We start from the raw sequence: 16,897 nt of genomic DNA, 5'->3' as shown, positions 1-16,897 counted from the left end.
CCGCGGGCAAACTCTCGCGTTGGAGAAGAGCCCAGAAAAAAATGCGGGCCCGAATGGGCCCGCAAAGGGAGGTCGCCGGAGGAGAGGACGCCGATCAGTACTTCAGTGCGGTGGTCCAGTAGGTTTCGACCTGGCGCACCAGCGAGTCGGGCAGGGGCACGTAACCGAGCGCCCGCGCCTGGTCGTCGCCGTTGGCGTAGACCCAGCGGAAGAATTCGCGCGCGGCCTTGGCGCCTTCCACGTTCTTCGGCTGCTTGCGCATCAGGATGAAGTTGGTGGCGGTGATCGGCCATGCGTTCTCGCCCGGCGCGTTGGTCATCACCAGGAAGAAGTCCTGGCTCGCGCCCCACTCGGCGCTGGCCGCCGCGGCCGAGAAGGTGTCCTCGCTGGGATTGACGAAGTTGCCGGCGGCGTTCTTCAGGCGCGAGTAGGCCAGCCTGTTCTGCAGCGCGTACGACAGCTCGACGTAGCCGATGCCGCCCTTGATCTGCTTGACGTAGGCGGCGACGCCCTCGTTGCCCTTGCCGCCGATGCCCACCGGCCACTTGACCGCCGTGCCTTCGCCGACCTGCGACTTCCAGTCGGGGCTGACCTTGGACAGGTAGTTGGTGAAATTGAACGAGGTGCCCGAGCCGTCGGAACGGTGCACCACGGTGATCTTCGCGTCGGGCAGGGAGATTCCGCCGTTGAGCGCGACGATCGCCGGATCGTTCCACTTCGTGATCCTGCCCAGGAAGATGGCCGCCAGGGTGGCGCCGTCGAGCTTCATCGCACCGGCGGGCACGCCCTGCACGTTGATGATCGGTACCACGCCGCCGATGACGGAGGGGAACTGCGCCAGGCCGGACTTGGCCAGGTCCTCCGGCTTGAGCGGCGCATCGGACGAGCCGAAGTCCACGGTCGCGGCCTTGATCTGGGCGATGCCGCCGCCGGAGCCGATCGACTGGTAGTTGATCTGCTTGCCGGTGGCTTCGCGGTAATCGGCCGACCAGCGCGAGACCGCGGGATAGACGAAGGACGCGCCCGCGCCGGTGGCGTCGTTGGCCAAGGCCGGGGCGGCGGAGTAGGCCGCGGCGAAGCCGAGCGCGGCGATCGAGGTCTTGAGGATGGCGTGCATGGAGTCCCTGGAGTGAATGCGGGAGGTGTCCCGCTGCGGCCGCCATTGCACGACCGGAAGATGACAGCCGGGTGCAGCCGCGATGACGGTTGCATGACGGCGCCATCCGCCTGCCCCCAGGGCCAGCGCGGCTGCCGCGCCCTCGCGCACTGTCATCTGCGCGTCATCGATCCGCCGCATGGTGTGCACGCCTGGCGGGCCACAGCAGCATGCAGCCCACGCGCCTTCCGGTCCGGCGGCCCCGCGTCGTCGCCCTTTCGACTACTCATTATCGGGAACCCATCTCATGCGTCACACGATCCTTGCCGCCGCGCTCGCGACCGCGCTCGGCCTTGGCAGCCTGCCGGCCGCCGCCCAGTCCGCGCAGGACCAGGAAATCGTCCAGCTCAAGGCGCAGATCGCCGCGCTCGCCGCCAAGGTGGACGAACTGGAGACGCGCTCGGATGCCCAGTCGGACATCAACGTCGCCACCCAGGAGAACCTGGACAAGATGGCGACCACCCAGCCGGTGCTCGACACCAAGGGCGGCATCAAGATCACCTCGGCCGACAAGAAGTTCGAGGCCCAGATCGGCGGTCGCATCCACTTCGACGCCTATGCCTTCGATCGCGACCAGGCCAATACCACCGGCACCAGCGAGTTCCGCCGCGCACGCCTGACCCTGCAAGGCAAGGCCTACGGCTGGGATTACAAGCTCGAGAACGACTTCGGTGCGGGCGGTGGCCTGGAGGGCTTCCGCGACGTGTACGTGGCGAAGTCGGCGCTGGGCGGCAAGTTCACCATCGGTCACTTCAAGCCTTACCGCTCGATGGAGGAACTCACCAGTTCCAACGAGATCCTGATGATGGAGCGGCCGTTCGCCAGCGCGACCGGCCTGTTCGGCGGCCGCCAGTTCCAGCAGGGCGTGGGCTACCTGCGCGCGGGCGGCAACTACACCGCCGGCTTCAGCGTGTTCAACCTGCGCAGCGCCTCGGGCACGCGCAACGAGGGCATGGGCTACGCCGGCCGCGTGACCTACGCGCCGATCAACGATGCCGACAACACCCTGCACTTCGGCGCCTGGGTCAGCCAGGAGAACGCCAACAAGGGCTCGGCCGACCTCACGGCCAGCGTCAACTACGCCGGCCGCCGCGGCCCCTCGCAGGCCATCGCCACGGTCAGCGGCGCCAGCGGCGACGAGGTCACCGCCTACGGTCTGGAAGCGGCCGGCGCCTTCGGTCCGCTGTTCTTCCAGGGCGAATACGCCAATGCCTCGTTCGGCCAGCCGATCGGTCCCGACCAGGACGTGACCACCTGGTACCTGCAGGGCAGCTGGCATCTCAATGGCGGCCACAAGGGCTACAAGGCGGGCACCGGCGTGTTCGGCTCGGCCTCGGCCGCCGGCAAGGGGCTGTGGGAACTGACCGCGCGCTACGACGCGATCGAGAACAAGGACGTCCCGGACCTGGACGTCAACAGCTGGATCGTGGGCGTGAACTACTACGTCAACCCGAACCTGCGCTTCATGTTCAACTACACGCAGGGCGACAACGCCTTCACCGGCGACGAGACCGGCCAGTACGCGCTGCGTACCCAGTTCGCCTGGTAACGGCCGCGGCGCAGGCGAACGGAGGCCCCGGGGAAACCCGGGGCCTTCGCCGTTTCAGGCCTCGCCGCGTTTCCGAAGCGGGCAGGCCGGGCCATGACCTTTGGCAGGGAGGCTGCGGCCAGGCCCTGCGATAAGGTCCGGCGCGACGCGGCGCTTCAGGGCGCTCGCGTGCGATCTGCGGACGGTGCGGTGGCGCCAGTGGCGCCCGGCATCGTCTTTTTTTTGGACATCGGCAGCCGGATACAGGGGAAGGCGCGAAGTGGCGAGCAAGGTACGTGGCTGGTGTTGGGGGCTGGGTCTGGCGGTGCTGTGCGGCACAGGGATGGTGCAGGCCAGCGAGCCGGTCGACCTGGACATGGTGGCGAAGATCCGTCACGAGGCCTTCGGACGCTCGCAGGCGCCGGCGCTGCTGAAGGAACTCACCGAAACCATCGGCCCGCGCCTGACCAATTCGCCGGCCTACGAGCGCTCCACCCGCTGGGCGCAGGGCAAGCTGTCGGCCTGGGGCCTGTCGAACGTGCACGACGAGGTCTACGACCCGGCCTTCGGCCGCGGCTGGGAGTTCCGCTCGGCCCGGGTGGAACTGCTGTCGCCGCGCACCCTGCCGATCCACGCCCTGCCCAAGGCCTGGACGCCGGGCACGGACGGTCCGGTGGAAGGCGAGGTGGTGCGCGCCACGATCAAGACCGTGGCGGACCTCGAGAAGTACAAGGGCAAGCTGCGCGGCAGGATCGTCCTGCTCGACGAGGCGCGCGCCTACAAGCCTTCGGAACGTCCCGACTTCCGTCGCTACAGCGAACAGGAACTGGGCGAACTGCAGACCTTCCCGGTACCGCAGGACAGCGCCGGCGAGGACGCCCAGGCCAAGCGCCTGGTCGAGTTCCGCAAGCGCCAGGCGCTGACCAGGGCGCTCAATGCCTTCCTGGTCGAGGAGGGCGCGCTGGCGACCCTCGCGATCAGCTCCTGGGACAACGGCATCCTGCGCGTGGCCGGAGGCGGCTCGCGCAAGGCAGGCGAGCCGGCCGGCGTGACCGAACTGGTGGTCTCGGCCGAGCACTACAACCAGCTGGTGCGCGCCGTCGACCGGGCGCAGGAGGTGCGCCTGCGCATCGATGTCGATGGCGGTTTCACCAGCGAGGCCGACCTGCCGGCCACCAACGTCTTCGCCGAGCTTCCGGGCAAGGGCGGCAAGGCCGACGAGCTGGTGGTGATCGGCGCGCACCTGGATTCCTGGCACACCGGGACCGGCGCCAGCGACAACGGCGCGGGCGTGGTCGTGATGATGGAGGCCATGCGCATCCTCAAGACGATCGGCGCGCGCCCGGACCGCACCATCCGCATCGCGCTGTGGGGCGGCGAGGAGCAGGGGCTCAACGGCTCGGCCGGCTATGTCTCGCAGCACCTGGCGGCCTATCCCGAGCCGACCGACCCCGAGCAGCGGGTGCTGCCGCGCGCGTTCCAGCGCGGCACCGGCCCGCTGCAGCGCAAGCGCGGCTACGACCGCTTCTCGACCTACTTCAACTTCGACAACGGAACCGGACGCATCCGCGGCATCTACGCCCAGGAAAACCACGCGGCGGTGCCGATCTTCAAGGCCTGGCTGGAGCCGTTCAAGGACCTGGGCGCCGACATCGTCACCACCCGCAATACCGGCAGCACCGACCACATCGCTTTCGATCGCGTCGGCCTGCCAGGCTTCCAGTTCGTGCAGGACCCGGCCGACTACTTCTCGCGCGTGCACCATACCCACCTCGACACCTACGACCATGTGGTGCCGGAAGACCTGAAGCAGGCTGCGGCGATCATCGCCTCGTTCGCCTGGCACGCCGCCACGCGCGCCGAGCGCATGCCGCGCAAGCCCTTCACCGAACGCGACGACGAGTGATCGCAGATCCCGGCGCCGGCCTGGCCTGGGCCGGGACCGCGTCGTGGCCAAGCGCCCTGCAGCGGCCGGGCGCGATGGGAGAGCCGGCAGCGAGTGCCCGGCAGCCGATGGCGGCCCCGCCCATGGGCTTGCCGGCGAGCGGGCGCATTGACGCCGGTGCGCAGTAGCGTCGCGCGCGCTCGCGCTCGATACTCAGGCGGGTGGCGTCTTGTCCTTGTAGCGGCACAGGTCGCGGATGATGCAGCGCGGGCAGTCGGGTTTGCGCGCCTTGCACACGTAGCGGCCATGCAGGATCAGCCAGTGGTGCGCGCCCAGCAGGAACTCCTGCGGCACCACCTTCATCAATCCGTCCTCGACCGCGCGCACGTCCTTGCCAGGCGCCAGTCCGGTGCGGTTGGCGACGCGGAAGATGTGCGTATCGACCGCGATCGTGCCTTCGCCGAACAGCGTGTTGAGCACCACGTTGGCGGTCTTGCGGCCCACACCGGGCAGCGCTTCGAGCGCTTCGCGGCTGCGCGGCACTTCGCCGCCGTGCTGCTCGACCAGGATGCGGCACAGCGCCATCACGTTCCTGGCCTTGGCGTTGAACAGGCCGATGGTGGAGATGTGGCGCTTGAGCCCGTCCTCGCCCAGGTCGAGGATCGCCTGGGGCGTGTTGGCGACCGGATACAGCCGCCGCGTGGCCTTGTTCACGCCCACGTCGGTGGCCTGTGCCGACAGCACCACCGCGACCAGCAGTTCGAAGGGGCTCGAGTATTCGAGTTCGGTGGTCGGCTCGGGATCGATCTCGGCCAGTCGTGCAAACAGCTCGCGCGCTTCATCGGGAGACAGGCGGCTGCGCGGGAGCGTGCGTTTACGCGGCGCCTTGCGCGGCAGGCTCATGGCGTGCCGCCCGCACGCGCCCGTGCCCGCGCCAGCGCGGCCGCAGCGGCAGGCGGAAGTGCGGCGGCCGGCCCTGCGCTGGCGGTTTGCGGCGGATGCCGGCGGGCTTCGCGCTCGGCCGCGCGGCGGGCCAGGCGCGCCGCGCGCGCGCGATGGCGTTCGCGCGCGTCCCAGGCTTGCCGCAGCCGGTCCCGCGCGCCGATCACCACGGCGAGCGCCACCGGGTCCAGCGAGGCGTCACCGGCGAAGTCCATCAGGCCCGCATCGATCGCGGCATCGACATCGCCGACCCGCAGCAGGTCTGCCAGGAACGCGCCGTCGGCGCGCGCGCCCGGATCGTGGGTCGGAGGCATCGCGCCGGACTCAGCGTCCGCGGAATTCCGGCTTGCGCTTGGCCAGGAAGGCGGCCGTGCCTTCGCGCATGTCCCCGGTCGAGAACACCAGCCCGAACTGCGCGGCCTCATAGGCCAGGCCTTCCTCGATGCCGCATTCGCCGCCGGTATTGACGCAGTCGAGAATGCCGCGCAGCGCCAGCGGCGCGGCCCCGGCCAGCTGCGTGGCCAGCGCCATCGTCGCGGTCTCCAGGTCGCCGGCGGGCACAACGCGATTGACGATGCCCAGCTGCAGGGCGCGGGCCGCGTCGATCGGCGCGCCGGAGAGGCACAGCTCCAGCGTCGCGGCGCGTCCGGCCAGGCGCAGCAGGCGCTGGCTGCCGCCGAAGCCGGGGATCAGGCCCAGGTTGATCTCGGGCTGGCCGAGCTTCGCGGTTTCCGAGGCGATACGCAGATGGCAGCACATCGCCAGTTCCAGCCCGCCACCCAGGGCGAAGCCGTTCAGCATCGCGATCACCGGCTTGGGCAGGGTCTCCAGGCGCCGCATCATGCGTTGGCCGCGCAACGAGAAGTCGCGCCCCTCGCTCGCGGTCAGGCCCGACATCTCCGAGATGTCCGCGCCCGCCACGAAGGCCTTGGAGCCGGCGCCGGTCAGCACCAGCACCCGCACCGAAGGATCGTCCGCAGCGGCGTCGGCGGCCGCGTGCAGGGCGGCGATGGTCGCCGAATCCAGCGCGTTCAGGCGCTCGGGGCGGTGGAGGGTCAGGACGCGGATGGCGCCGCGGTCTTCGATCAGCAGGGGCGAGTCGGTCATCGGTTCGGGAAGATGAAGGCGGAATCCGGGCCGGCGGTGAACTTGTCCGCCCCGCGCTTGTCGGAGGGAGGCGTCAGTGGCGGTTAAGCCCGGCGGCCGCTATCCTAGCGCGTCCACTGGGGGCGGTTCGACCGCCCCCTGTCGTGTCCGGGCCGGTCCACCGGCCGACCGTAAATTCCTGGAGAGTGACCGAATGAAATTGCGTCTGCTTGCCGCCTCCCTCGCGGCAATCACCCTGGTCTCCGCGGCGGCTTCCGCCCAGGACACCACGTCCGAAAAAGGCAAGCTGAGCTATGCGATCGGCTTCAACACCGGCGTCGAGCTGGCGGAACTGACCGCGCGCGGCGAGGCGGTCGACGTCAACACCGTGATCAAGGCGATCCAGGACGCGTACGCCAAGAAGCAGCCGGCGGTGCCGGTCGATCAGCTCAAGACCGCGGTCGAAAACATGCAGAAGCGGCAGCAGGCCAAGATGGAGGCCGAGTTCGCCCAGATGTCGACGCAGAACAAGACCCAGAGCGATGCCTTCCTCGCGCAGAACCGCGCCAAGGCCGGCGTGCAGACCGTTCCGGGCAGCACCGTGCAGTACCGCGTGATCGAAGCTGGCAACGGCGCCAAGCCGACCCAGGCCAGCGACGTGCAGCTGAACTACAAGGGCTCGCTGCCCGACGGCACGGTGTTCGTCGACACCGCGCAGGCGCCGGAAGGCCAGCAGGCCGGCCCGGTGACGATGAAGGTCAGCCAGATCCCGCTCGCGGGGCTGCGCGAGGCGCTGCTGCAGATGCCAGCCGGCGCGCGCTGGGAAGTGGTGCTGCCGGGCGACAAGGCCTACGGCACCGACATGCGCGCCGGGCGCATGGCCAACCAGGCGGTCGTGTTCGACGTCAAGCTGGTCAGCGTCAAGTGATTGGGCGCCGCGCCTAGCGCGGCGACCCATCGCTCCGGGCCGCAGGAACGGGTCTCAGGCGCGCCACGCTCCGCGGCCACACGCCCGACTCTTGCCCGCTCATGGCGCGGGCCCTGCAGCAGTCACCCCAGCGCCGGCTTCCCGCCGGCGCTGTCGTTTCAGATACTTTCCAGCATGAGTGCCCAACTGCGCGCCGTTCCCAGCCCCTGTACCGGGGTGTGCACCCTGGACCAGGACGGCCTGTGCCTGGGTTGCCATCGCAATGTCGGCGAGATCACGCGATGGACGCTGATGGGCGAGGACGAGCGCCAGCACCTGATGGACCACGAACTCCCGCGGCGCGAGGCGCAGCGGACCAGCTGATGGCGGGGACAGCGGAGCTCGATCGCATCGCCCGCGCCCTGCACCCGCTGGGCCAGGTGCCGGCGGGGCCGGAATGGAACCTGGCCGAACTCGATGGCCTGCTGGAGGCGATGCCGCCGCTGGACGCGGCCGTCCTGCTGGGCCTGGTTCCGCGCGCCGATGGACTGCAGGTGCTGCTCACGCGTCGCAACGAGGGGCTGCGCCTGCATGCGGGACAGGTGAGCCTGCCCGGTGGCCGGGTCGATCCCGAAGATGCCGGCGTGCTCGACGCCGCGCTGCGCGAGGCCCGGGAGGAGATCGGCCTGCCTGCAGCCCAGGCGCGGCCGCTGGGCTACCTCGACCCGGTCCGCACCATCACCGGCTACCGGGTGGTCCCGCTGATCGCGCAGCTCGATCCGGGCTTCATTCCCCGTCCCGATCCGCGGGAAGTCGCTGCCGTGTTCGAAGTTCCCCTGGATTTCCTGCTGGCGCCGCGGCACCTGCGCGAGCGTTCCATCGAGTTCGCCGGCCAGCCACGACGGGTGCTCGAGTACGCTCCCTATCCCGGCGCGCCCGGACAGCTGATCTGGGGCGTGACCGCTTCGATCCTGTTCAACCTGCGCCAGCGGCTGGAGGCATTGCCATGAACACGGGCGGGTGGAATGCGCTGGTGCAGCCCGAGGCGGTGGCAGCCGCGCTCGGGGAGGCGGAGGTGGTGCTGGTCGACTGCCGCTTCTCGCTGGCCGACACGGCGCAGGGCGAGCGCGCGTACCGTCAGGCGCACCTGCCCGGCGCGCGCTATGCGCACCTGGACCAGGACCTGTCCGGGCCGCCTGACGCGGGACAGGGACAGGGACGTCACCCCTGGCCGGACGCCGCCGCGTTCGTCCGCCGATTGTCGAGCTGGGGCATCGCGCCGCACAGCCGGGTGGTGGCCTACGACGCCGGCGACGGGGCCCATGCGGCCCGGCTCTGGTGCCTGCTGCGTGCCCTGGGCCATGAGCACGTGGCCGTGCTGGACGGGGGCTGGTCGCGCTGGACCGCGCTGGGCCTTCCCGTGGACGCCGACCTGCTGTCGCCGGCGCCGGTGCCCTACGCGGGCCGGTTCGACGCGTCCAGCCTGGTCGACGCCGACGAAGTGGCCGGTCATCTGGAGCGCGGCGGGTTGCTGGTCGATGCGCGCGCGCGCGAGCGCTTCCGTGGCGAGATCGAACCGCTGGACGCGGTGGCCGGCCATGTCCCCGGTGCGGTCAACCGACCCTACGCGGCCAACCTCGAGGAGGGCCGCTTCAAGTCGGCCGCGCGCCTGCGGACCGAATTCGAAGCCCTGCTGGCCGGGCGCGACGCCAGCGCACTGGTCGCCATGTGCGGCTCCGGCGTCACGGCCTGCCATCACCTGCTTGCGCTGGCGCACGCCGGACTGCACGGCGCGCGCCTCTACCCAGGTTCCTGGAGCGGCTGGATCAGCGACCCGGCGCGGCCGGTGGCGACCGGCGACGCCTGAGCGGCAGGGGCGCCGCTACTTGCCGAGCCGGGCCAGCAGGGCGCGCAGCGCGGACTGGGTGTCCGGATCGGTCCAGGCTTCGACGAAGCGGTCCAGTTCGAGCAGTTCCGGCCGAAGCGCCGCCACCACCTCGGCACGCGCGATCGCGCGCGTGGCGAGCATCGGCTTGCGCGGCAGGACCAGCAGCTGCGACAGCCAGGCGTGTGCGCGCTGCGGCACGTCCTCGATGGCGGCAAGTTCGTCCACCAGGCCGATGGAAAGCGCCTGTTGCGCGTCGACCATCGCCCCGGCCACAAGCAGGCGTTCGGCACGGTGCGGCCCGACCACGCGGCGCATCAGCCGCTGGATGCCTTCCGGCGCGATCAGCCCGACCTGGGTTTCGTTGAGGCCGATCCGGTATTCGCCCGCGGCCATGACCCGGTAATCGCAGCACAGGGCCAGCACGCAGCCGCCGGCCGGGCTGTGGCCGTTGAGCGCGGCGGCGACCGGGACCGGCGATTGCGCCAGTGCCCGCGCCGCGTCGATGAAGCCTTCCCAAGCCGCGCGCAGCGCGACTGCATCGAGGCCCAGCAGATGCGGCACGTCCAGCCCGGCGGAAAACACGCCCGGGCCACCGCTCAGCACGATGCCCTGCGCGCCGTCCGCCACGGCGCGGTCCATGGCTTCGCGCAGCAGGCGGCACAGGGCCGGATCCAGCGCGTTTACCGGAGGGCGCGCCAGGCGCAGTTCATGGATGCCGTCGTGCTGGCTGTGTTCGATCATCGGCCGGATCCGCGGGTAGGTGGTGGACATCATAGTGGCGGCGCGCGCCGTCCTTCCGTCGCGATCCGTCGGGCGCGGTGGGAAGCGAAGCGCGATGGCGATGGCGGGGACGGCAGAGCCGCTGGACGAGTGGAACATGCGGGTGCCTGCGGATGCGAAACAGCGAGCGCCTGCTCGAGCCAGCGCGCATGCCGGATGCGGCGTGCGTCCACCCGCATCCGCGACGGCGCCCATCCGGCTAAGGCGCCGCCCGGCGCGCGCGTCGCCCTGCGTTGCTGTCTTCCCGCGCAGCACGAACAGCCGCAGCACGCCACCGATGTTGCAGCGTTGAATCATCCGCAATCCACGCCGCAGCCGGCGCTGGCAGCGGGGATGCAGCCGCGGCCGGGCGATCTCCGGCCCATTCGTGCATCGCCCTGGTTGCAGCTGTGAAACATTTGCGGCCGGAAAACGTGCGTTCGCGCTCATGCAGCGCGCCTGCCCGCGGATAACTCCAGCGAATCCGGTGCCTTACGGGTGCGGGCTGCGATTGGCACCGGTCTTGCGGAGACGCTGCAGCGCAAGCGCCCGTCATGACGACCGGGGTTTGGCGCAACGAACCCAAGGAGTATTTCAATGCGCATTCGACACAGCATCCTCACTGCGGCCGTCCTGGTCGTGCTGGGTGCCTCGGGCCAGCTCATGGCCCAGGACCAGACCGAAGCCGGCGCCGGCGACAACAACTCCACCCGCGGCAACAACCGCGACAACATGACCCAGGCCGTGGCCTCGGGCGACGGCAGCGCGGCGGCCGACAACTACAGCACGGCGATGGCCAGCACCACCAACACCGCCACCGATTCGTTCAACACCAGCTCCAACACCGTGGTGGCGACCACCCAGCTCAGCGGGACGGTCACCGGCAATGGCGTGTCGGGCCTGGGCAATGTCGCCAACAACGGCGGCAGCGCCGACGGTGGCGCGGGCGGGCCGGGCGGCACCGGCTTGGGTGGCACGGCGTCGGCCGGCGCGGGCAGCGGCGGCGACGGTGGCGACGGCGGCGATGCGGGCTCGTGGAGCGACCGCGCCGGAGATTCGGGCAGCGGGACCGAGACGGCGGCGGCAGGCAGTTCGGCGTCCGATGCCTACGCCGAAGCGCGCAGCCGGACCCGCGAGCGCGGCGCAGGCGCGGCGAGCGCCGACAGCCAGTCGCAGGCCGATGCATCGTCGAACGCGGACACCTCCGCCACCGGCGGCGACAGCACCGCGAGCAACAGCGGCAGCAGCGGCGATGCGTCCGCCTGGGGCGGTGCCGGTGGCGCGGGCGGCACCGGTCGTGGTGGCGATGCCACCGGCGGCGACGGCAGCGGCGGCAACGGTGGTCGCGGAGGTGACGGCGGTGTGGCCTACGCCGATACCGGCAATTTCAACATGTCCAATGCGATGAACGGCTCCGGCAATGCGGCCGCCGGCATCATGGTCATGGCGCAGAACAGTGGCGCCGCGGCCCTGATCCAGCAGGGCGTGACGGTCCAAGCCAACCTCAGCGTCGGACCGTAACGGCTGATCCGCCCCTGCGGGGGCGAATCCGACCGGTCGCGATGCGCACCGCACCGCGACCGGTTGCTGCATCCCGGGCATGCCGCGCGCTTTCTGCGCGCCTGGAGGAAGGATCCATGGACACATGCGATGTCTGGCGCCCGCTGCTGGTCGGCGCCCTCTTGCTGGCCGCGCTGCCGACGATGGCCACGCCGCCGGCGGATGCAGGGCGCGCGGCAGCCGTAGAGGCTCCGCCGAGAACCGAGGACGGCGAACTGGGCCCTGCGCTCGAGGTCGAGGCGCTGTCGAGCCTGCGTGGTGGCGATGGCCAGGTGATCGTGGAGGTCGACAATCACGGCACGGTCGAGGGCAATACCGCGAGCCAGGTGATCGCGGGCGACAACCGCATCGAGGGCGGTGCGTTCGCCAACGCCGCCGGCCTGACCACGGTGATCCAGAACAGCGGGTCGAACGTGCTGATCCAGAACGGCACCTCGGTGAACGTGCGCTTCGGAAGCGGGCCCTGATGAAGCCGCACGCATCCATGCTGGCGGCGCTGTTGGCCTTGGCCTCGCACGCGGTCGCGGTGCCGGCCGGTGCGATGGACCTGCGCGTTCCGTATGGCGGCGGCTATTCGGTGCCGGTGACCAGCCTGAAAGAGGCGCGGTTCCGTTCGACCGTGCGCCAGCAATACGATTTCAGCTGCGGATCGGCCGCAGTCGCGACCTTGCTGACCTACCAGTACGGGATGCCGGTGGACGAGGCCGAGGTGTTCCGGCACATGTACGCCACCGGCGACCAGGCACGGATCCGGGCCGAGGGATTCTCGCTGCTCGACATGCGCCGTTACCTCGCATCGCGCGGGTTCCAGGCCGACGGCTTCCAGGTGCCGCTCGACAAGCTGCTCGATCAGGGACTGCCCGCGATCGTGCTGATCAACGACCACGGGTACCGGCACTTCGTCGTGGTCCGCGGGCTGCGCCAGGGCCGCGTGCTGGTGGCCGATCCGGCGCGCGGCACGCGGTCGATCCCGCGTCGCGACTTCGAGCGCATCTGGGACAACCGGGTGCTGTTCGTCGTCCACAACCGGCGCGAACTGGCCAGCTTCAACCAGGCGCGCGACTGGAATCTCGCGCCCGCCGCGCCGCTGGAGGCGGGCATCCAGCGCCAAGGGCTGCAGGACGTCGTGATCCCTCGCCGTGGTCCGGGGGATATCTGATGGCGCTCCGTCCACTGCTCCTGTTCCTGGTCCTGGCCTGCTCGATGGCGGCGGCGTCGATTCGCGCGGGCGAACGCGCCGGGGGAGTGGGACTCGACGAAGACTGGCCGCGCCTGGAACCGGCCGCGCTCGACGAGCAGCGTGGCGGGTTCCTGATGCCCTCCGGCCTGCAGGTGTCGTTCGGCTTCGAGCGCACCGTGCTCGTCAACGGCGCGCTGGCATCCGCGCTGCGCGTGCAGGTGGCGGACGTGGGGCGCATCAGTGCGGAGGAGGCGGGACAGCTGGCCGCGCTTGGCCAGACCCAACTCGTCCAGATCGGCACTGGCAATGCGACCCACATCCAGACCGGCGGGCTGGTGATCCAGAACTCCCTCGATGGCCAGCATATCCAGGTCCAGAGCACGCTGGAGGCAGGTTCCAATGCGCTCGGCCTGCTGCAGACGCTGAATACGGCGCAGGCGCTCCGGTCGGCATCTTCCGGCTCGCTGGGCGGCCTCTAGCGACGATGAAAACCTCCGTGCGACAGGGAAGTGCGCGATGAACACACCGTGGCTCCATCCGGAATCGGCCCAACCCGGCGCAGCATCGCGCACGCGCCAGCCAGCGGCGCGATCTGGCGTCGCATGGCCGGTGCTCGCGGGCTGCTCGCTGCTGATGGCCGGCGCCGCGTGCGCGCAGGATGCCCCGCCGGAGGACCGCCTGCGCCAGCTGGAAGCGCGCCTGGCAGAACAGGATCGCCAGATCGGCAGCCTGCAGCACCTGGTGGAACGCCAGCAGGCCGCGATCGACGGCCTCGCGCGTGAACTGGGTGCTCCGCGGCTCGACGACCTGCGTGCACGCGGGGGCAACGCGGCGCAGTTGCCGCTGACGATGGGGCAGGCCGCGGCGGTCCACGCACCGGGCCAGGCGGCACTCGGCGACGGCGAAGCGCCGGCGTACGCCGATGCGACGGCGGATACCCAGGTCGGCCGGCCGCCGGATCCGGAGGAACGCCCGCCCGAGGTGGCGCGCATCTTCGAACAGCCGGGCGTGCTCACGCCGGCCGGGCAACTGGTGCTCGAGCCTTCACTGCAGTTCGGCTATTCCAGCAACGATCGCGTCGCGCTGGTCGGCTACACCGTCATTCCGGCGATCCTGATCGGCCTGATCGACGTGCGCCAGGTGAAGACCACCAGCCTGACCGCGGCGCTGGCCGCGCGTTACGGCATCGGTGGCCGCTTCGAGCTGGAAGTGAAGGCGCCGTTCTCCTACATCAGCAGCGACACCGTCAGCCGCGAGATCTTCACCGGGTCGGCCCAGGACAGCGTGTTCCAGGCCGACGGCAAGGGCCTGGGGGACGTCGAGGTCACCGCCCGATACCAGCTCAACCAGGGCGGCGCGGACAGGCCGTTCTACGTCCTCTGGCTGCGCTACAAGACGCGCACCGGCCGCGATCTGTTCGAGGTGGTCACCGACTGCGTGACCCGCTGCGTGGCCAACGCCACCGGCACCGGCCTGCCGCTGGACCTGCCGACCGGCAGCGGTTTCTCCGCGCTGCAGCCGGGCATCACCTGGCTCTACGCCTCCGATCCGGTGGTGTTCTTCGGCAGCCTGAGCTACCTGCACAACTTCGAGCGCGACGATGTGTCCAGAACCGTGCTCTCGGGCGCGCCCGAGGGCTATCCGCAGACCACGACCGAACTGCTGGGGACGGTCGACGCCGGCGACATCATCGGCTTCAACTTCGGCATGGGCCTGGCCCTCAACGAACGCGCGGCGGTGAGCTTCGGCTACGACCAGAGCATCGTCGACCGTACCAAGCAGAACGGCGAGGACGCGCCCGGCGCGGTCCGCGTGGTCCTGGGGACGCTGGTGATCGGGGGCTCCTACCGGCTGAGCGACCGCGCCAGCCTCAATGTCGCACTCGGCGTCGGCGTGACCCGCGACACGCCCGATGTCTCGCTCGCCGTGCGCATGCCCATCCGTTTCTAGCGCTGCGCCTCCCATGCCCGTCGATGGCGGCGGGGCGATGCCGCACCGCGTTCAGCGATGTGGAGAACGTCGTGGCCGCCGCCGCGTGCCCGCCGCGTTCCGATGGCTACAACAACAAGAATCCGGCATCCCTCAGGGGGAGGATGCGGGGAGCCATCCCGCATGCATCCTGAAACGCGCGCGTTGATCCATCTGCAGTTGCACCGCACCGATGATGGTGGCGAACTTGAACGCGGGTTGGGCGCCGCGGGGTGGCGGACCCATGGCCCGGAAGATGTGGAGCGGGTTGCGCTGCGGCTGCGGCTGCAGGCCTCGCCCGGCGTGGGGCTGCTGGATCTGCGGGGCGTGTCGCGCACCGGCGCACCCGACCTGGTCGCACGGCCCGCGCTGGTGGAGGCGCTGGCCCATCCCGGTGTGGAGTGGGTGGCCGTGCTGCACGAAACGCAGCTGGATTGCGAGGCGCTGGGCCGGCTGGTGCACAGCTACTGCCGAGACTACCTGACCCACCCTTGCGACGAGGGCACCCTGGCGATCGTGCTCGGCCACGCGCTGGGCATGTCCCGGCTGCCGCCGGTTGCGCCGTCTGCGGATGCGGTGCGGCAGCCGATCGCGGGCCTGGTCGGAGAGAGCGAGGGGATGCGGCGCCTGGCAGGACGCGTGCGCAAGGCTGCGCGCAGCGAGGCGCCGGTGTTCCTCTCGGGCGAAACCGGCACCGGCAAGGAACTGGTCGCAGCCGAGATCCATCGCCAGTCCAGGCGCGGCGGCATGCCGCTGGTGGGAATCAACTGCGGTGCGATCCCTTCCAGCCTGATGCAGTCCGAGCTGTTCGGCTATGAGCGCGGCGCCTTCACCGGCGCGGTGCAGCGCAAGCTGGGGCGCGTCGAACAGGCGCACGGCGGCACCCTGTTCCTGGACGAGGTGGCGGACCTGCCGATGGAGTCGCAGGCCTCGCTGCTGCGTTTCCTGGAAGAGGGCCGCATCGAACGCCTGGGTGGACGCGAGTCGATCCGGGTCGACGCACGCATCGTCTGCGCCACGCATGTCGACCTGCACAAGGCCGTGGCCGAAGGCCGCTTCCGTGCCGACCTCTATCACCGGCTGCGGGTGATCGAACTGCGGATGCCGGCCCTGCGCGAACGGGGCAACGACATCGTCCTGATCGCGCACCATGCGCTGCAGCGCCACGCGGGCGAGGTCCAGGGCCGGCTCAAGGGGTTCAAGGCCTGCGCGTTGCGTGCGATGCAGAGTTACGGCTGGCCCGGCAACGTGCGCGAACTGATCAACCGCGTGCGTGAGGCCATGGTCATGGCCGAGGGCTGCTACATCTCGGCACGCGACCTGCAGCTGGAGGACGGCGACCCGCAGCCGTGCACCGGCGTCACGATCGAGTTGGCCCGGCGCGAGGGCGAGCGTGCGGCGATCGAGCGCGCGCTGGCGCGCAATGGCCAGCGCGTGGGCCAGGCGGCGGACGAACTGGGCATCTCGCGCGTCACCCTCTACCGCCTGATGCTGCGCCACGGCCTGCACGAGGCGCGGCCGGAAGCGCAGTGGCGCCGACTGGCGCTGGTCAAGGGTGGCAGGGACGGCGCCTGAACGCCGGGCGTCAGCCGCTCGCGACGCGCCGCACCGCCTCGGGGAGCGGCGTCGGCCGCCCCGTCGCGCGGTCGATCCAGACCATCACCACGTGCCCGTCCGCATACAGGACGGTGCCGTCCTCGGCGGCGATGCGATGGCCGATGGTGACGCTGGTCGTGCCGACGCGGTCGGCGAACAGCTCGACCACCACGCGCGCGGGGTAGGGGATCGGCACCCGGTAGTTCATCTGTACCGCGGCCAGCAGCGGCGCGAAGGTCTCGGTCAGCCAAGGCTCGCCCAGCGATTCGAACCAGCGGATCCGCGCCTCCTCCAGATAGGTCATGAAGTTGGAGTTGTTGACGTGGTTGAACGCGTCCAGGTCGCGCCAGCGCAGCTCGATCGGCAGGCGGAACAGGGCGGTACGGTTGTCCAGGCTCATGTCGGAACTCGGATGGGAAGCGAAGCGGCCGTGCGGGCTGCG

General features: G+C 70.4%; 16 protein-coding genes and 1 pseudogene. 11 read left to right on the top strand and 6 right to left on the bottom strand.

The features are described 5' to 3' along the window. Positions 1 to 94 precede the first annotated feature (94 nt). The gene (pstS, locus tag ACQYVW_RS03520; protein ID WP_434932592.1) at positions 95 to 1,117 is read right to left on the bottom strand and encodes a phosphate ABC transporter substrate-binding protein PstS; all 1,023 of its coding nucleotides are present in this window, start codon (positions 1,115 to 1,117) and stop codon (positions 95 to 97) included. A gap of 286 nt (positions 1,118 to 1,403) precedes the next feature. Here pstS and ACQYVW_RS03515 point away from each other — a divergent pair, with 286 nt between their 5' ends. Both ACQYVW_RS03515 and ACQYVW_RS03510 read left to right on the top strand, forming a co-directional pair. Then, on the top strand, positions 1,404 to 2,705 hold the full coding sequence (locus ACQYVW_RS03515; protein ID WP_434946059.1) for a porin: 1,302 nt from the start codon (positions 1,404 to 1,406) through the stop codon (positions 2,703 to 2,705). 322 nt (positions 2,706 to 3,027) lie between these two features. Continuing rightward, positions 3,028 to 4,590, top strand: a complete 1,563-nt coding sequence (locus tag ACQYVW_RS03510) for a M28 family metallopeptidase (protein ID WP_434946256.1) — start codon at positions 3,028 to 3,030, stop codon at positions 4,588 to 4,590. A 192-nt stretch (positions 4,591 to 4,782) separates the two neighbouring features. On the opposite strand, the gene nth is transcribed toward ACQYVW_RS03510, so the two are convergent. From nth to ACQYVW_RS03495, 3 genes are read right to left on the bottom strand one after another with little or no spacing between them, the layout of a single operon-like run. Beyond that, the gene (nth, locus tag ACQYVW_RS03505; protein ID WP_434932594.1) at positions 4,783 to 5,472 is read right to left on the bottom strand and encodes an endonuclease III; all 690 of its coding nucleotides are present in this window, start codon (positions 5,470 to 5,472) and stop codon (positions 4,783 to 4,785) included. Next, complete coding sequence (locus ACQYVW_RS03500; protein WP_434946058.1) at positions 5,469 to 5,825, bottom strand: hypothetical protein; 357 nt, start codon at positions 5,823 to 5,825, stop codon at positions 5,469 to 5,471. The genes nth and ACQYVW_RS03500 overlap by 4 nt, the downstream gene beginning before the upstream one ends. A gap of 10 nt (positions 5,826 to 5,835) precedes the next feature. Further along, positions 5,836 to 6,618 carry an enoyl-CoA hydratase/isomerase family protein gene (locus ACQYVW_RS03495; RefSeq protein ID WP_434936513.1) on the bottom strand — a complete coding sequence of 261 codons (783 nt, stop codon included), beginning with the start codon at positions 6,616 to 6,618 and terminating at the stop codon, positions 5,836 to 5,838. A 193-nt stretch (positions 6,619 to 6,811) separates the two neighbouring features. Here ACQYVW_RS03495 and ACQYVW_RS03490 point away from each other — a divergent pair, with 193 nt between their 5' ends. The 3 genes and pseudogenes from ACQYVW_RS03490 (at position 6,812) to ACQYVW_RS03480 (ending at position 9,371) form a co-directional block, all read left to right on the top strand. Then, on the top strand, positions 6,812 to 7,525 hold the full coding sequence (locus tag ACQYVW_RS03490; RefSeq protein WP_434936511.1) for an FKBP-type peptidyl-prolyl cis-trans isomerase N-terminal domain-containing protein: 714 nt from the start codon (positions 6,812 to 6,814) through the stop codon (positions 7,523 to 7,525). 174 nt (positions 7,526 to 7,699) lie between these two features. Further along, positions 7,700 to 8,514: pseudogene (locus tag ACQYVW_RS03485) on the top strand (NUDIX hydrolase). Then, positions 8,511 to 9,371, top strand: a complete 861-nt coding sequence (locus tag ACQYVW_RS03480; RefSeq protein WP_434936510.1) for a sulfurtransferase — start codon at positions 8,511 to 8,513, stop codon at positions 9,369 to 9,371. Before ACQYVW_RS03485 ends, ACQYVW_RS03480 begins: the two are co-directional and overlap by 4 nt. A 15-nt stretch (positions 9,372 to 9,386) precedes the next feature. Here ACQYVW_RS03480 and ACQYVW_RS03475 read toward each other — a convergent pair whose 3' ends face one another. Continuing rightward, the gene (locus ACQYVW_RS03475; protein ID WP_434936508.1) at positions 9,387 to 10,163 is read right to left on the bottom strand and encodes an enoyl-CoA hydratase/isomerase family protein; all 777 of its coding nucleotides are present in this window, start codon (positions 10,161 to 10,163) and stop codon (positions 9,387 to 9,389) included. A 585-nt stretch (positions 10,164 to 10,748) separates the two neighbouring features. On the opposite strand from ACQYVW_RS03475, the gene ACQYVW_RS03470 reads away from it, so the two are divergent. From ACQYVW_RS03470 to ACQYVW_RS03445, 6 genes are all read left to right on the top strand, one after another. After that, a complete protein-coding gene (locus ACQYVW_RS03470) occupies positions 10,749 to 11,672 on the top strand; it encodes a hypothetical protein (protein WP_434946057.1) in 924 nt (307 codons plus the stop codon). 116 nt (positions 11,673 to 11,788) lie between these two features. Continuing rightward, on the top strand, positions 11,789 to 12,178 hold the full coding sequence (locus ACQYVW_RS03465) for a hypothetical protein (RefSeq protein WP_434935886.1): 390 nt from the start codon (positions 11,789 to 11,791) through the stop codon (positions 12,176 to 12,178). After that, on the top strand, positions 12,178 to 12,870 hold the full coding sequence (locus ACQYVW_RS03460; RefSeq protein ID WP_434935885.1) for a C39 family peptidase: 693 nt from the start codon (positions 12,178 to 12,180) through the stop codon (positions 12,868 to 12,870). The genes ACQYVW_RS03465 and ACQYVW_RS03460 overlap by 1 nt, the downstream gene beginning before the upstream one ends. After that, positions 12,870 to 13,370 (top strand): hypothetical protein, encoded by a 501-nt coding sequence (locus ACQYVW_RS03455; protein ID WP_434935883.1) that lies wholly within the window; start codon positions 12,870 to 12,872, stop codon positions 13,368 to 13,370. The genes ACQYVW_RS03460 and ACQYVW_RS03455 overlap by 1 nt, the downstream gene beginning before the upstream one ends. A 130-nt stretch (positions 13,371 to 13,500) precedes the next feature. Then, positions 13,501 to 14,841 carry a SlyX family protein gene (locus tag ACQYVW_RS03450; protein ID WP_434935881.1) on the top strand — a complete coding sequence of 447 codons (1,341 nt, stop codon included), beginning with the start codon at positions 13,501 to 13,503 and terminating at the stop codon, positions 14,839 to 14,841. Positions 14,842 to 15,003: 162 nt separating this feature from the next. After that, positions 15,004 to 16,434: a sigma-54 dependent transcriptional regulator gene (locus tag ACQYVW_RS03445; protein WP_434935879.1), complete on the top strand. Its 1,431-nt coding sequence runs from the start codon at positions 15,004 to 15,006 to the stop codon at positions 16,432 to 16,434. Positions 16,435 to 16,444: 10 nt separating this feature from the next. Here ACQYVW_RS03445 and ACQYVW_RS03440 read toward each other — a convergent pair whose 3' ends face one another. Then, positions 16,445 to 16,855 carry an acyl-CoA thioesterase gene (locus ACQYVW_RS03440; RefSeq protein ID WP_434935877.1) on the bottom strand — a complete coding sequence of 137 codons (411 nt, stop codon included), beginning with the start codon at positions 16,853 to 16,855 and terminating at the stop codon, positions 16,445 to 16,447. Positions 16,856 to 16,897 lie beyond the last annotated feature (42 nt).

Source organism: Luteimonas campi (genome assembly GCF_051162505.1).
Taxonomy (GTDB): Bacteria; Pseudomonadota; Gammaproteobacteria; order Xanthomonadales; family Xanthomonadaceae; genus Luteimonas.
This window is presented reverse-complemented; position numbering and strand designations above follow the sequence as displayed.